The 14130-nt window shown below is 71.9% G+C and carries 12 protein-coding genes; 4 read left to right on the forward strand and 8 right to left on the reverse strand.

The window, feature by feature from the left end; translation table 11 throughout:
• Positions 1 to 8: 8 nt before the first annotated feature.
• Genes LWW89_RS10900 through LWW89_RS10910 form a run of 3 tightly spaced genes read right to left on the reverse strand, consistent with a single transcriptional unit; the run spans position 9 to position 3363 of the window.
• Entirely contained in the window at positions 9 to 1439 is a 1431-nt protein-coding gene (locus LWW89_RS10900; RefSeq protein ID WP_293264031.1) for an ATP-binding protein, read from the reverse strand.
• Positions 1436 to 2104 carry a winged helix-turn-helix domain-containing protein gene (locus LWW89_RS10905; protein WP_293264032.1) on the reverse strand — a complete coding sequence of 223 codons (669 nt, stop codon included), beginning with the start codon at positions 2102 to 2104 and terminating at the stop codon, positions 1436 to 1438. Before LWW89_RS10905 ends, LWW89_RS10900 begins: the two co-directional genes overlap by 4 nt.
• 32 nt (positions 2105 to 2136) lie before the next feature.
• Entirely contained in the window at positions 2137 to 3363 is a 1227-nt protein-coding gene (locus tag LWW89_RS10910) for an MFS transporter (RefSeq protein ID WP_293264033.1), read from the reverse strand.
• A gap of 223 nt (positions 3364 to 3586) precedes the next feature.
• Here LWW89_RS10910 and LWW89_RS10915 point away from each other — a divergent pair, with 223 nt between their 5' ends.
• Genes LWW89_RS10915 through LWW89_RS10925 form a run of 3 tightly spaced genes read left to right on the forward strand, consistent with a single transcriptional unit; the run spans position 3587 to position 9322 of the window.
• Entirely contained in the window at positions 3587 to 4819 is a 1233-nt protein-coding gene (locus tag LWW89_RS10915; RefSeq protein WP_293264035.1) for an efflux RND transporter periplasmic adaptor subunit, read from the forward strand.
• Positions 4820 to 4835: 16 nt separating this feature from the next.
• Entirely contained in the window at positions 4836 to 8033 is a 3198-nt protein-coding gene (locus LWW89_RS10920) for a CusA/CzcA family heavy metal efflux RND transporter (RefSeq protein ID WP_293264037.1), read from the forward strand.
• Positions 8030 to 9322: a TolC family protein gene (locus tag LWW89_RS10925; protein WP_293264039.1), complete on the forward strand. Its 1293-nt coding sequence runs from the start codon at positions 8030 to 8032 to the stop codon at positions 9320 to 9322. Before LWW89_RS10920 ends, LWW89_RS10925 begins: the two co-directional genes overlap by 4 nt.
• 99 nt (positions 9323 to 9421) lie before the next feature.
• On the opposite strand, the gene LWW89_RS10930 is transcribed toward LWW89_RS10925, so the two are convergent.
• Entirely contained in the window at positions 9422 to 9889 is a 468-nt protein-coding gene (locus LWW89_RS10930; protein ID WP_293264041.1) for a YaiI/YqxD family protein, read from the reverse strand.
• Positions 9890 to 10279, reverse strand: coding sequence for a putative zinc-binding protein (locus LWW89_RS10935; protein WP_293264043.1), 390 nt, complete (start codon positions 10277 to 10279; stop codon positions 9890 to 9892). It lies immediately after the preceding gene.
• 228 nt (positions 10280 to 10507) lie between these two features.
• Between LWW89_RS10935 and LWW89_RS10940 the strand changes: the two genes are divergently transcribed.
• Entirely contained in the window at positions 10508 to 10897 is a 390-nt protein-coding gene (locus LWW89_RS10940; RefSeq protein ID WP_293264045.1) for a rhodanese-like domain-containing protein, read from the forward strand.
• Between the two features lie 35 nt (positions 10898 to 10932).
• Here LWW89_RS10940 and LWW89_RS10945 read toward each other — a convergent pair whose 3' ends face one another.
• From LWW89_RS10945 to LWW89_RS10955, 3 genes are all read right to left on the reverse strand, one after another.
• Entirely contained in the window at positions 10933 to 11739 is an 807-nt protein-coding gene (locus tag LWW89_RS10945) for an SDR family NAD(P)-dependent oxidoreductase (RefSeq protein ID WP_293264047.1), read from the reverse strand.
• A gap of 111 nt (positions 11740 to 11850) precedes the next feature.
• On the reverse strand, positions 11851 to 12567 hold the full coding sequence (locus tag LWW89_RS10950) for a GntR family transcriptional regulator (RefSeq protein ID WP_293264049.1): 717 nt from the start codon (positions 12565 to 12567) through the stop codon (positions 11851 to 11853).
• Complete coding sequence (locus LWW89_RS10955) at positions 12564 to 14093, reverse strand: AMP-binding protein (protein WP_293264051.1); 1530 nt, start codon at positions 14091 to 14093, stop codon at positions 12564 to 12566. Before LWW89_RS10955 ends, LWW89_RS10950 begins: the two co-directional genes overlap by 4 nt.
• Positions 14094 to 14130: the final 37 nt, after the last annotated feature.

Genomic DNA, 14130 nt, shown 5'->3' on the forward strand with positions numbered 1-14130 from the left:
CTGGCCGATCAGGCCGCCCCGGTGGCCAGGGGCAGGACCACGCTCGCCGCCAGGCCCTTGCCGCCCAGGCCATCGCCCAGTTCCAGGGCCGCGCCGTGCAACTGGGCGATGCGCGCGACGATGGACAGCCCCAGGCCGCTTCCCTCGCCGCCGCCGGCATCCTCCGCCAGCCGCACGAAGCGCTCCAGCACCCGGTCGCGCTCGGCCACGGGGATGCCCGGGCCGTCGTCGGCCACCGTCAGGCGCCAGCCGAACGGCACCTGGTCGACCCGCACCTCCACCCGGCCGCCGGCCGGGGTATAGCGCAGGGCGTTGTCCACCAGGTTGCGCAGGAGCACCGCCAGCAGGTCGGCCTGGCCCGCCGCCGTGGCCGTCCACGGCGGCAGCACCGCCGCCAGGGTCACGCCGCGGCGCTGGGCCTGGGCGCCCTGTCCGGCCGCCCCGGCCACTACTTCCCGGGCCAAGGCGGCCAGGTCGGCGCTCTCCGTGGCGAAGGCGTTCCCCGCCTGGCCGGGAGCATGAGCATCCACCCGGGCCAGGGTGAGCAGTTGCTCCACCAGGTGGGCCAGCCGGTCGGTGCCGCGGATGACGTTGAGCAAGGCGGCCTGGCGGGCCGCCTCGTCGCTGCCGGAATCGGCGAGGCGCGCCACCTGGGCCTGGATCTTGAGCGCCGCCAGGGGCGTGCGCAGTTCGTGAGCGGCGTCGGCGGTGAAGCGCCGTTCCCGCTCCAGGGCCGCTTCGACCCGTTGCAGCAGGCCGTTGACCGCCCCCGCCACGGGGACGATCTCCGCCGGCGCCGCCTCGATGCGGACCGGCACCAGGTGGTCCGGCGAACGCTGGCGCACCTGCTCGGCCAACTGGCGCAGGGGCGTCAGGGCCTGGCGCACGCCCACCAGCAGCAGGCCCACCAACACCGCCCAACTGGCCAGGTGGGGATAGAGGGCGTTCATGGCCACTTCCCGGGCCATCTTGTCGCGCACTCCGCCCTGCTGGCCCACCACCACCCGCAGCCCGCCCGGCTCGTTGCCGGACACGTAGAAGCGCCAGGTGCCGTCGCGCCAGGGCAGGGTCACGTAGCCGTCGTCGGCCACCGCCGCCAAGGCCTCCAGAGGCGCCTCGGGGGCCGTGTCGGAACGGGCCAGCAACTGGTCGCCACGCCCTCCCGTCCCGGGGCGCCAGACCTGGAACACCAGGCGCTTGTGGTAGCGATGAGCAGCCCGGGCCGCGCCGTCGACGCTGACCACGGCGGTGGCGGGAGCGCCGGTGGTGGTGCCCAGCACATGGGCGATCTCCACCAGTTGGGCGTCCATCAGCTCGGCCGCCTCCCGGGTGGCCTGGCGGTAGCCGAGCAGGCCGGTGAGGCCGTCCACTCCGGTGACGCAGACCAGCACGATCAGGATCAGCCGGCCATGGAGCGAGGACAGCCAGCGGCGGATCACGGCTTGTCCACCAGGTAGCCCAGGCCGCGGCGGGTCTGGATGAAGTCGGCGCCGAGCTTCTTGCGCAGGTGGTGGATGTGCACCTCGATGGCGTTGCTCTCCACCCCCTCGCCCCAACGGTACAGGGCGGCTTCGAGCTGGGGCCGGGACACCACCCGGCCCAGGCTGGCGAGCAGCAGTTCGAGGATCGCCAGTTCCCGGCCGGACAATTCCACCGGGGCATCGTCCAGGTAGGCCTGGCGGGCCTCCGGGTCGAAGGCGACGCGACCGGCGACGATACGCGGCACGGCACGGCCGTGGCTGCGCCGGATCAGGGCGCGCAGCCGGGCAGCCAGTTCGTCCAGGTCCACCGGCTTGACCACGTAGTCGTCGGCCCCGGCGGAAAAGGCCCGCAGCTTGTCCTCCTTGGCGTCCCGGGCGGTGAGCAGCAGCACCGGCACCGCCCCGTTGCGCCCGCCTTCGGCCCGGGCTGCCTCCAGCGCCGCCACCCCGTCACCGTCGGGCAGGCCCAGGTCGAGGACCAGCACGGCGTAGGCGTCGGTGGCCAGAGCCGCCCGGGCCGCGGCCACGCCGCGCACCCAATCCACCTGGAAGCCGTAGTGGCCAAGGCCGACGCACAGCCCGTCGCCGAGCAGCAGGTCGTCTTCGACGAGGAGCAGGCGCATGGCGGTCCCGTGGTCCGATGCTTCCGGAAGGGTCAGGCCGCTGCCGGCACGGCGCGGCGCGACTCCAGGCTGCGCTCGTCGATGGGCAGGTTGATCAGGGCGGCCATCACCCCCAGGGCGATGCAGATGCCCCACACGGTGTCGTAAGCGCCTGTGGCATCGAACAGCTTGCCCCCCAGCCAGACGCCGAGGAAGCTGCCGATCTGGTGGGCGAAGAAGACGAAGCCGGAGAGCATGCCGAGGAAGCGCACGCCGAACACCTGGGCGACGATGGCGTTGGTGGGCGGCACGGTGGACAGCCAGAGAAAGCCGATCACCGCGGCGAAGGCATAGACGCTCAGGGGCGTGAGGGGCGCCAGCAGGAACAGGCTGATGGCGATGCTGCGGCAGAAGTAGATGGCGGCGAGCAGGTAGCGCTTGGGGAAGCGGTTGCCCAGGTGGCCCACGGTATAGGTGCCGAACACGTTGAACAGGCCGATCAGGGCCAGGGCGGTCATGCCCACCGAAGCCGGCAAGCCCTTGTCGAGCAGGTAGGTGGGCAGGTGTACGCCGATGAACACCACCTGGAAGCCGCAGACGAAGTAGCCGAGCATGAGAAAGATAAAGCTCTTCTCGCGCATCGCCTCGCGCAGCGCCTCGCCGGCGGTCTGGCCGTGGGCTGCCGCCCCGGCGGCGACCCCCTTGGTCAGGGAAGCGCCCAGGGGCACGATCAGGAAGGCGGCGCCAGCGAAGATCAGCAGGGTGCCGAACCAGCCCAGGCCGCCGATCAGCCCGGAGGCCACCGGGATCATCAGGAACTGGCCGAAGGAGCCGGCGGCGGCGACGATGCCCATGGCCCAGCTGCGCCGGTTGGGGGCGACCAGCTTGCCCATGGCCGAGAACACCACGCTGTAGGTGGTACCGCTCTGGGCCATGCCGATCAGCACCCCGGCGGTGGCCGCCAGGCCGGTGCCGCTGGCCGAATAGGCCATGCCCACCAGGCCGAGCACGTAGAACAGGCTGGCCACCCACAGCACCCGCTTGGCGCCGAAGCGGTCGGCGAGCAGGCCGGCGAAGGGCTGGCTGAACCCCCACATCAGGTTCTGCACGGCGATGGCGAAGGAGAACAGCTCCCGGCTCCAGCCGTGGGCGCTGGTCATGGGGGCGAGGAACAGGCCGAAGGTGTGGCGGATGCCCATGGACACGCACACGATCAGGGCGGCGAAGAGCAACACCGAGGCCAGGGTGCGGTCCGCGGCGGAGGTAGAGGGAGAAGTCATGGCGGAATCGGCTGGGGAGGGGAAGGGGCGGAAACCGCCCTTATCAGGTTTTTGGATAAGCATTGTAGCGGCGGCCGGGGCGGATGGCATTCCAACGGCAACGCCCCGAGGGCAGGCCAGCGACGTCCGGCCGCCCGCGCCGATGCGGCGGCCCGTGCCTTAAGGGACGCTTAATCTGGACGGCCTAAGCTGGCGGCCACTCTCCCCTTGCTCCCCGCCAGCCATGCGCCAGCCACTACCCGCCGTCCCGCGCCTTCCCCTCCTGCCCGCCCCCTGGCGCCGCCGTCTGGCGGCCCTGGCCCTGGCGACCCAGGCAACGTTCCCCCTGGCCGCCCTGGGGGCCGGCGAGCCGCCGGCCCCGCCCCTGGTGCTCAGCGCCGCCCAGGTCCAGGCCCTGGGTGTGCGCAGCACCCCGGCGACACCGGCCGGCGCCGGTGGCGCCAGCCTGTCGCGCCTGCCGGCCACGGTGAACGTGCCCCTGGGCCAATTGCGCATGGTGGCCGCCCCCGCCGCCGGCCTGGTGGAATCGGTGAAGGTGGTGCCGGGGCAGCAGGTGCGCAAGGGCGAGGTGCTGGCCACCTTCGCCAGCCCGGAACTGCTGGCCCTGCAACGGGACGCCAGCATCGCCCGCAGCCAGGCCGAGCTGGCGGCCAGCGCCCGGCGCCGGGACGAAGCGCTGTACAACGAGGGCATCATCCCCGCCTCCCGCCTGGAGGCCACCCGGGCCAGTGCGGCCCAGGCCGCCGCCCAGGCCGAGGAAAAGCGGCTGTCCCTGGGAGTGGCCGGCCTGTCGGCGGCGACCAAATCCGGCCCGGGCGCCGCCGCCCTGACCGCCCCCCTCTCCGGCTACGTGCTGGAGCAGATGGCCACGCCGGGGCAGCGGGTCGATGCCGCCGCCCCCCTCTTCTCCCTGGCCGAAACCAGCGCCCTGGGGCTGGAAATCCAGGTGGCCGCCAGCCTGGCCGCCCTGTTGCCGGACGGGGCGCCGGTCACCGCCACCCTGGCCGACGGCCGCAGCGTGCGCGGCAAGGTGGTGAGCGTCGGCCGCCAGGTGGGCGCCGCCCAAACCGTGGCCGTACGCGCCAGCCTGGAGCGTCCCGCGGCGGGCACCGCCGCCCTGCCCCTGCGCCCCGGCCAGGCGGTGGAAGCCGAAATCGGCCTGGCCGGACTGCCCGCCCTGGCCGGCGCGGTGCGCATCCCCGGCGCGGCCCTGACCTACCGCAGCGGCGCCGCCAGCCCGGGCAAGCAGGCGACGACGGCCTACGTGTTCGTTGCCGTGCAGGAGGACGCCCGGGAAAGCCGCTTCATGCCTCAGCCGGTGACGGTGCTTGGCCCGGTGCCCGGGGGCTGGCTGGTCAAGTCCGCCGGCGGCGCCCCCCTGAGCGACAAGAGCCGGGTGGCGACGGCCGGTGTGGCGGCGCTGAAGGCCGCCTGGCTCGGCCAGAACGCGGAATGAGGCGGCGGAACCAGCCATGATCGCCCGCTTCTTCTCCCAGCTCGTCGCCCTCTCCCTGGCCCAGCGCCTGCTGGTGGGGCTGGCCGCCCTGCTGCTGGCCGGCTTCGGTATGGTGAGCCTGCAGAACCTGCCCATCGACGCCTTCCCTGACGTCTCCACCACCCAGGTCAAGATCATCATCAAGTCCCCGGGCATGACCCCGGAAGAGGTGGAAACCCGCATCACCGTGCCCATCGAGCAGGAGATGCTGGGCATTCCCAAGCAGCACATCCTGCGCTCCACCTCCAAGTACGCCCTGGCCGACATCACCATCGACTTCGACGACGGCACCGACATCTATTGGGCCCGCCAGCAGGTGGGCGAGCGCCTCGGCAACGTGCTCAAGGACCTGCCGCCGCAAGCCTCCGGCGGCCTGGCGCCGATCACCACGCCCCTGGGCGAGATGTTCATGTTCACCGTCGAGGGCCCCCTCTCCCTGGAGGAGAAGCGCACCCTGCTCGACTGGGTGATCCGCCCCCAGCTGCGCACCCTGCGCGGCGTGGCCGACGTGAACAGCCTGGGGGGCAACGCCCGGGCCTTCGAGGTGGTGCCCGACGTGGCGGCGCTCAACGCCCGCCAGTTATCCCTGACTGACCTGGAAACGGCCCTGGCCGAGAACAACCGCAACGACGGCGCCGGCCGGGTGAACGAGGGCGAAGAAGCCCTGCTGGTGCGGGCCGAGGGCGCCATCCGCGACGTGGACGACCTGCGCAACGTGGTGGTGGCGGTGCGCGGCGGCGCCCCGGTGCGGGTCGGCGACGTGGCCGAGGTGCGCCTCGGCGCCCTGACCCGCTACGGCGCGGTAACCCAGCGCTCCCAGCCGGACCACGCCGGCCAAGCCAACGATGCCAACGCTGCCGTTCCGGCCCTGGCCCAGGGCGAGGCGGTGGAAGGGCTGGTGCTCGGCCTGCGCGGCGCCAACGCCCGGGCGGTGGTGGAGGCGGTGTCGGCCAAGCTGGCCGAGATCGAGCCCACCCTGCCCGCCGGCACCCGCCTGGTGCCCTTCTACAACCGGGGCGAGCTGGTGGCCCGGGCGGTGCACACCGTGACCAAGGCACTGCTCGAAGCGGTGGTGCTGGTGGCAATCCTGCTGTTCGCCTTCCTCGGCAGCCTGCGCGCCGCCGTGGTGGTGGCGGCGATCCTGCCCCTGTCGGCCCTGGCCACCTTCATCCTGATGGGGCACTACGACCTGTCGGCCAACCTGATGAGCCTGGGCGGTCTGGCCATCGCCATCGGCATGCTGGTGGACGGCGCCGTGGTGGTGGTGGAGAACATCGAATCCCACCTGCACGCTCGGGCCGCCGGCAACCCGGCCGCCCTATCGGCCCACGACAAGCTGGCCCTGGTGTTCCGGGCGGTGGCCGAGGTGGCGCCGCCGGTGGCTTCGGGCGTGGCGATCATCGCCATCGTCTTCCTGCCGCTGCTGACCCTGGAAGGGCTGGAAGGCAAGCTGTTCATGCCGGTGGCCCTGGCCATCGTCTTCGCCCTGGGCGCCTCTCTGCTGCTGGCCTTCACCGTGGTGCCGGCGGCGGCCTCCCTGCTGCTCAAGCCGGCCCACGGCGATCCCTGGCTGGTGCGCAAGCTCACCGCCCTGTACGACCGGCTGCTGCCCTGGGCCCTGGCCAATCCACGCCCGGTGCTGATCGGCGCCGGCCTGTCCCTGGTGCTGGCGGTGGGCGCCTACCTGGGCACCGGCAAGACCTTCATGCCCACCCTGGACGAGGGCGACCTGATCGTCCAGCTGGAAAAGCTCCCCTCCATCGGCCTGTCCGCCTCCACCGCCCTGGACCAGCAGGTCCAGGCGGCGATCCTCCAGGACATCCCCGAGGTCCGGCGCATCGTCGCCCGCACCGGCGCCGACGAGCTGGGCCTGGACCCGATGGGCCTCAACCAGACCGACACCTTCCTGGTGCTCAAGCCCGTGGACGAGTGGCGCACACCGGACAAGGCCTGGCTGGCCGACCAGCTGCGCCAGGTGCTCGACCGCTTCCCCGGGGTGGTCTACAGCTTCACCCAGCCCATCGAGATGCGCGTCTCGGAAATGCTCACCGGGGTGCGCGGCGACGTGGCGATCAAGATCTACGGCCCGGACATCGACACCCTCAACGGCCTGGCCGCCCAGGTCCAGGGCGCGGTGAAGGGCGTGCCCGGCGCCGAGGACGTGATCACCCTCAAGAACGAGGGCGTCCAGTACCTGTCGGTGGGCATCGACCGGCTTGCCGCCGGCCGCCTGGGTCTCTCGGTGAACGCCCTGGAAGCGGACCTGAAGCGCCTGATCGAGGGCACCCCGGTGGGGGTGGTGGTGGAGCCGGGCCGGCGCACCCCGCTGCTGCTGCGCGGCCCCGGCGCCGACAGCGCCGCCCCGGCACTGGCCGATCTGCGTCTGCAACTGCCCGACGGCCGGGCCGTGCCTCTGTCGGCGGTGGCCACCCTGAAGCGGGTCGAAGGCCCGGTGAAGGTGGACCGGGAAAACGCCCAGCGTTACGTGGTGGTGCAGAGCAACGTGCGCGACCGGGACCTGGTGGGCTTCGTCGATGACGCCAAGGCCGCCGTGGCCGCCCATGTCAAGCTGCCGGCCGGCTACCGCATCGCCTGGGGCGGCCAGTTCGAAAACCAGCAGCGCGCCGCGGCCCGGCTCGCCCTGGTGGTGCCGATGGCCCTGCTGCTGATCTTCGGCCTGCTCTTCGTCACCTTCGGCTCCCTGCGCCAGGCCGCCCTGGTGCTGGCCAACATCCCCTTCGCCCTGGTGGGCGGCGCCATCTCCCTGTTCGTCTCCGGCGAATACCTGTCGGTGCCGGCCTCGGTGGGCTTCATCGCCCTGCTCGGCATCGCCGTGCTCAACGGGGTGGTGCTGGTCAGCTACTTCAACACCCTGCGCGACCAGGGCCTGCCCCTGGACGAAGTGGTGCGCGAGGGTGCCCGGCGCCGGCTGCGCCCGGTGCTGATGACCGCCTCGATCACCGCCTTCGGCCTGGTGCCCCTGCTCTTCGCCAGCGGCCCCGGCTCGGAAATCCAGCGCCCCCTGGCCATCGTCGTGGTGGGCGGGCTGATCAGCTCGACCCTGCTCACCCTGGTGCTGCTGCCCATCCTCTACCGCCGTTTCGGCGTTCCCCGGAACGCGGAAAGCGACGGCAGCAATAGCGGCAACGACTCTTCCGTGGTGCAACCGTCATGACCCCGCATTTCCCCACCGCCGTTTCATCCCTGCCGCTGACCCTGCCTCTGAGCCTATTGCTGGCCCTGCTGCTGGCGGTCCCGGCCGCCCGGGCCGAGACCGGCGACGGCCTGCCTGCCGCCGCCGAGGTCAAGGCCGCCATCGCCGCCGCCCCCCTGGTAGCCGCCGCCCGGGCCGACCTGAGCGCGGAAAGCGCCAACCGGGAGCGGCTCGACGCCGGCCCCCACGAGTGGACCACCCGGCTCATGGACCAGCGCCGGCGCCTGCGCAGCGCCCCCAGCGAAGGCCCGGGCGGGCCGTACAACGAATGGCTGGTGACCCTGGAACGGCCGCTGCGCCTACCGGCCAAGGCCGATGCCGACCGGGCCCTGGGCGAACAGGGCGAGAACACCGCCCGCATCGCCGTGGAGGATGCCCAGCACGAAACCGCCCGCCAATTGCTGGCCGCCTGGTTCCAGTGGCTGCGCGCCCGGGTCGCCGCCGACCAGGCCCAGACCCAGGCCAGGCTGCTGGCCCGGCTGGCCGACAGCACCGGCCGGCGCCTCAAGCTGGGCGACGCGGCGCGGCTGGAAGCGATGCAGGCCGAAGCCGCCGCCGCCCAGGCCGACGCCCAGTGGCAGCAGGCCCGGGCCCGCCTCCAGGCTGCCAGCGAAGACCTGCGGGCGCGCTTTCCCGCCATTGCCCAGCCGGAGCGGGTGAGCCTGCCGGCCCCCGAGCCCCTGGAAGGCACCCTGACCACCTGGCAAGAGCGCATCGCCGGCAAGAGCCACGAACTGGCCCTGGCCGGCGCCGAGACCCGCCAGGCCCGGCTGGCCGTCCAGCGCGCCGAGGCCGAGCGCACTCCGGACCCGGTGTTCGGCGTGCATGTCGGCAGCGAGCGGGGCGGCGAGGAAAAGCTGGTGGGGGTGTCGGTCACCATTCCCCTGCCCGGCGCCGCCCGGGGTGCCGCGGCGCGCAGCCAGGCGGCCCGGGCCAATGCGGCGTCCTACCGGGAGGACGGGCTGCGCCGCCAGGTGAGCGCCGACATCGCCAGCCGCCACGCCCTGGCCAGCGCCACCCAGATCGCCTGGCAACGGGCCGACCAGGCGGCCCGGCAACTAGAGGCCAGCGCCGACCTGACCGCCCGGGCCCAATCCCTGGGGGAGGCGCCCCTGGCCGAGGTGCTACTCGCCCGCCGCCAGGCCGGCGAGGGCCGGCTGGCCGCCGAACAGACCCGCCTAGACGCCCTGGAAGCCCGCTACCGGCTGGAGCTGGACGCTCACCAGCTCTGGGATTACGACGTCGATTGAGACGCCCTGAGCAGGAACGGGCGGAGAGCGAAGACGAAACGGGAGGCGGCGCCACGGCGCCGCCGCAAGGCTAAGGGTCCGTGGATCTGCGCAGCAGGATTACTCCACCCGGCGTCCGGCCTTGACGACGAAGCGCTCCAGCTCTCGGGCGAAGGCGCGGCGGTCGTCGTGGTTGAAGGCCGCCGGACCGCCGGTCTCCACCCCGGAGGAGCGCAGGGTGTCCATGAAGTTGCGCAGGGTCAGGGCCGCCTGGATGGTGTCCGGCCCGTAGGGCTCGCCCCGGGGCGTCAGCACCCGGGCCCCCTTGGCAATGACTTCGGCGGCCAGGGGAATGTCGGCGGTGATCACCAGGTCGCCCTCTGCCACCCGCTCGACGATGGCCTGGTCGGCCACGTCGAAGCCGCGCGGCACCTGGAGGCTGCGCACAAAGGGAGAAGGCGGAGCGAACAGGGCCTGGTTGGCCACCAGAGTGACCACCATCTCGGCCCGCACCGCGACGCGGAAGAGGATTTCCTTGATGACCTTGGGGCAGGCGTCGGCATCGACCCAGATGGCGGCCTTGCCCACTTACGCCACCTCCGCCGCCGGCTGGCGCAGGTCACGGGCGGCGGCCGTCGCCACCTCAAGCATCCGCGCGGCATCGTCCAGGTCGAAATCGGTGCGCAGACGCTTCTTGATGCCGTGCTCGTGCAGCAGCAGTTGCCGGTCGGGCGTCACCCCGCGCTGGGCCAGGCTGTGCTTGACGCATTGCAACGGGCAGCCGTCCAGGGCCAGGATCGGCCGGCCGGAACGGGCGATGCGCACCAGGTGGGGCACGTCGCCGCCGACCCCGGCGATGCAGGACATTTCGGCCTCGCCGCGCCGGTCCAGCTGCACGGCGATGTGATTGGCCATCTGGGCGGCGCTGGAGCAGCCGGAACAGGAATAGACCAAGGGGAGGTCGGCGGGGCGGGACATGGGCGTCTCCGGCGCGGTGAAAGGAGGCGCCAGTGTAGGCCCGACGGCGGCGGCGACCAATCGGCATTTCCGGCAAGGGGCCGGCAAAAGGGCCGACGTAACGGTAGCTGAAGACCTGGGGGCTGCACGGCGGCGGCCGTGCTAAATTAGAAAAAACTGATCCTTCTCCACCCTGTCATGGCCGCCCCGGCGGCGGGCCATGCCCTTGCCACGTTTGCGGAGGCCCCCATGTTCACCCCTGCCCACACCCTCGTCCAGGCGGCCCGCCTGACCATAGACGAATGCTCCCCCGCCGAGCTCCAGGCCCGGCGGGCGACGGCGCCGGACACCCTGCTGCTCGACGTGCGCGAACCGGACGAGTACCGCCAGGGGCACATCCAGGGCGCCCTGAACATTCCCCGGGGCCTGCTCGAGTTCAAGATTTCCAGCGAGCCCGCCCTCCAGGACGTGACCCGGCCGGTGATCGTCTATTGCAAGACCAGCGGCCGCGCCGCCCTGGCGGTGAAATCGCTCCAGTCCATGGGCTTCGAGAACGTGACTTCCCTGGCGGGCGGCTTCGAAGCCTGGCAGGAGGACAGCCGCCCGGTGGTGGTGCCCCGGGACATCGCCTTCGATTGAGGCGGGGCCACCCGGCCGCCCGCCCTGCCCCGCGGCTACTGGCTGGTCCAGCCTCCCTCGACGGGAATCGCCGCCCCGGTGATGTTGTGGGCCACGGGATGGCACAACCAAGCCGCCAGCTGGGCGATCTCAACCGGCAGCGACATGCGCTGGCTGGGCTGTTTTTCGGCGAGCAGGGAACGCCCCCCGGCCTCCCGGTCGCCGCCGACCTGGGCGGCCCGGTCCAATATCTGGGGTTCGAGCAGGGCGGTCTCGGTCCAGCCCGGGCAGATGCAGTTCACGGTCACCCCGCCCTGCTCCCGGCTGCCGGCGCGGGCGTACTCCAGGGCCGCCACCTTGCTCACGCCCACCAGGCCGAACTTGGAGGCCACGTAGGGGGCCTTGTGCACCGAGGCCACCAGGCCGTGCACCGAAGCGATGTTCACCACCCGGCCGTAACCCCGCGCCGCCATGCCCGGCAGGGCGGCCTGCATGGTGAGGAAGGCCGCCGACAGATTGACCGCCAGAAAGCGCTGCCACAGCTCCAAGGGCACCTCGGCCAGGGCCATGGTCTGCTGGATGCCGGCGTTGTTGACCAGGATGTCCAGGGGGCCGTCGGCCAGGACGGCGGCCATCAGGGCCTGGACCTGGGCGGCGTCGCTCAGGTCGTGGCCATGGACGGTGGCCGACAGGGCACCGGCGGCGAGCACCGCCTGGCGCGCCCGTTCCTGCTGCTCGGCATCCCCCAGCCCGTGCAGGACCAGGTGGCATTGCTCTTCGGCCAGGGCGGTGGCGATGGCCAGCCCGATGCCTTGCAGCGAGCCGGTGACGAGGGCGCGACGGCCCGGTTGGGGTGGGGTCATGGAACGTCTCCTGGGTACGCCTGCCGGTGGCGGCGCACCTCGTTGGTTGTTTTGGTTATCGGCTATGCCGGGCCGCAGATTCTGCAAACTCCGCGCCCCGGCCAGGACCGGTCAGCGTTCGGCCGGGCTGATCGTCACCGCCGAGGTGACGATCAATTCCATCAGGATGTTGCGCGCCAGCTGCTCGGCGTAGTCGTTGCGCGCCGTGGCCGCCGCCATCGCCCGCTCCGCGTCGCCGTCGGCGATGGCGTTGATCTGGGCGATGTGCAGGTCGCAGATGTGGGCCAGGTTGGAGTGGCGCTTCTGGTGGAAGTACAGGAAGCGCCGCGCCAGGGTCTGCAACATGGCGTAGAACTCGGCGGCGTAGGTATTGCGCGCCGCCTCGCCGAGGCGGCTGGTGAGGCAGAAGTGCAGGCGCATGTAGACCCGCATGTCGTTAAGGGCCTTCAGCCCTTCCAGCTCGCCCGCTAGCTGGCGCAGCGCCGCCCGCTCAGCGTCGCTGGCACACAGGGCCGCCTGGGAGACGATCAGGCGCTCGATCTCGCGGCGCGCCTGGATGATCTTCAGCTGGCCCTGGTAGTCGATCTCGGAGATGAACACCCCCTGGCGCGGCGCGATGTGCACCAGGCGCTGGTAGGCCAGCTTGTGCAGGGCCTCCCGGGTGGGGGTGCGGCCGAAGCCGACCTTCTCGCTCAGGGCCACCTCGGACCACTGGCTGCCCGGGGGCAGCTCTCCGGTGACGACCATCTCTTCGAGGGCGCAATAGGCCTTCTCGGTCTGGCTGGCGGTCTGGCGGGCAAAGAGGGGATTGGCGTCGGCGTCGGTCATGAGGTCGGCGTGGCGAGTTTGCGCAGTTGGGTTTTCAGCACTTTACCAGTGCCGTTCTTCGGCAGTTCGGCGACGAAGAAGTACCAGCGCGGCCGCTTGAAGCGGGCGATGGAACGCAGGCACAGGGCCTCCAGGTCGGCTTCGCCGACCGCCATGCCGTCGCGGCAGACGACGAAGGCGGCGATCGACTCGCCCCATTCCCGGTCGGGCACGCCGATCACCGACACTTCCTGGACCGCGGCGTGCTGGAGCAGCACTTCCTCCACTTCCCGGGGGTAGATGTTGGTGCCGCCGCTGATGATGACGTCCTTGGAGCGGTCTTTCAGCTGGAGCAGACCGCGCTCGTCGAGCACGCCCACGTCGCCGGTGTGCAGCCAGCCCCCGGCCAGGGTCTGGCGGGTGGCGTCCGGATTGTTCCAGTAGCCCTTCATCACCGAGGGTCCCCGGGCCACCACCTCGCCCAGGGTGCCGGCCGGGGCCGGCTGGCCGTCGGGGCCGAGCACCGCCACTTCCACCGAGGTCTGGCTGGCCCCCACCGAGGCCAGCATGGCCAGGTCGTTGCCGGCCACGGCGGCGGCGGTCTGCTCCGCCGACAGGGCGGTGATCGACATCGGGCTTTCGCCCTGGCCATAGATCTGGGCGATGCGCGGGCCGAAGCAGGCCACCGCCGCCTTGATGTCCTCGACGTAGAACGGCGCGCCGCCGACGATCAAGGCGCGCAGGCCGGGGAAGGCGCTGCCGTGGTCCGCCGCGTGCTGGGCCATGCGCTGGACGATGGTCGGCGCGGCGAACAGGCTGGCCGAGCGGTAGTGGCCGAGCAATTCGAACAGCTCGGCCTCGTCGAAGCCGCCGCTCTCGGGCACCACCTGCAAGGCGCCGCGGATGAAGTAGGGCACGCTGTAGAGGCCGCTGCCGTGGGACATGGGGGCCACGTGCACCAGCACGTCGTCCCCATCCACCGGCTGCACGTCGGCGTAGAAGTTGAGGGAGGTGGCGAGCAGGTTGTCGTGGGTCAGCATCACCCCCTTGGGCCGGCCGGTGGTGCCGCTGGTGTAGAACAGCCAGGCCAGGTCGCCGCCGTTGCCGGCCACCGGGGCGATGGGCGCCCGGCCCAGGGCGGCGGTGTAGCCGTCCGCCTCCACGTCGATCAGTTGCAGGCCGGGCAGGCGCTCGGCCACCGGCAGCAGCCCCCGGTACAGCTCACCGCTAGACAGGCAGGCGGCGGAACCGGAATCGTGCAGTACGTACTCCAGCTCGTTGGGGTGCAGCTTGGCGTTGACCGGCACGGCGCACAGGCCGGCGTGCCAGATGGCCAGCATGGATTCGGCGTACTGGATGCAGTTCTTCATCGCCAGGGTGACCCGGTCGCCGGGCTGCAAGCCCAGGTCGTGGCGCAGCCAGCCGGCCAGGGCGGCGACGCGCCGCTCCAGTTGCCGGTAGGTGAGGCTCGGCCCCCGGCCCCGGGCCAGGGCGGGACGGTCGCCGTGCAGGCGCACGGTGCGCTGGAAAAGTTGGTTGAGGTGCATGGTGGTCTCGTCGCAATAAACGATGCGGATGGCGTGG

The organism is Oryzomicrobium sp. (assembly GCF_021287045.1).
Taxonomy (GTDB): domain Bacteria; phylum Pseudomonadota; class Gammaproteobacteria; order Burkholderiales; family Rhodocyclaceae; genus Oryzomicrobium.

Bases quoted from the DNA above. Each gene is read 5' to 3' on its own strand.
- LWW89_RS10935 (WP_293264043.1), bottom strand. From the start codon at position 10,279: ATGTCCCGCCCCGCCGACCTCCCCTTGGTCTATTCCTGTTCCGGCTGC.
- LWW89_RS10905 (WP_293264032.1), bottom strand. From the start codon at position 2,104: ATGCGCCTGCTCCTCGTCGAAGACGACCTGCTGCTCGGCGACGGGCTG.
- LWW89_RS10940 (WP_293264045.1), top strand. From the start codon at position 10,508: ATGTTCACCCCTGCCCACACCCTCGTCCAGGCGGCCCGCCTGACCATA.
- LWW89_RS10950 (WP_293264049.1), bottom strand. From the start codon at position 12,567: ATGACCGACGCCGACGCCAATCCCCTCTTTGCCCGCCAGACCGCCAGC.
- LWW89_RS10915 (WP_293264035.1), top strand. From the start codon at position 3,587: ATGCGCCAGCCACTACCCGCCGTCCCGCGCCTTCCCCTCCTGCCCGCC.
- LWW89_RS10955 (WP_293264051.1), bottom strand. From the start codon at position 14,093: ATGCACCTCAACCAACTTTTCCAGCGCACCGTGCGCCTGCACGGCGAC.
- LWW89_RS10910 (WP_293264033.1), bottom strand. From the start codon at position 3,363: ATGACTTCTCCCTCTACCTCCGCCGCGGACCGCACCCTGGCCTCGGTG.
- LWW89_RS10920 (WP_293264037.1), top strand. From the start codon at position 4,836: ATGATCGCCCGCTTCTTCTCCCAGCTCGTCGCCCTCTCCCTGGCCCAG.
- LWW89_RS10945 (WP_293264047.1), bottom strand. From the start codon at position 11,739: ATGACCCCACCCCAACCGGGCCGTCGCGCCCTCGTCACCGGCTCGCTG.
- LWW89_RS10925 (WP_293264039.1), top strand. From the start codon at position 8,030: ATGACCCCGCATTTCCCCACCGCCGTTTCATCCCTGCCGCTGACCCTG.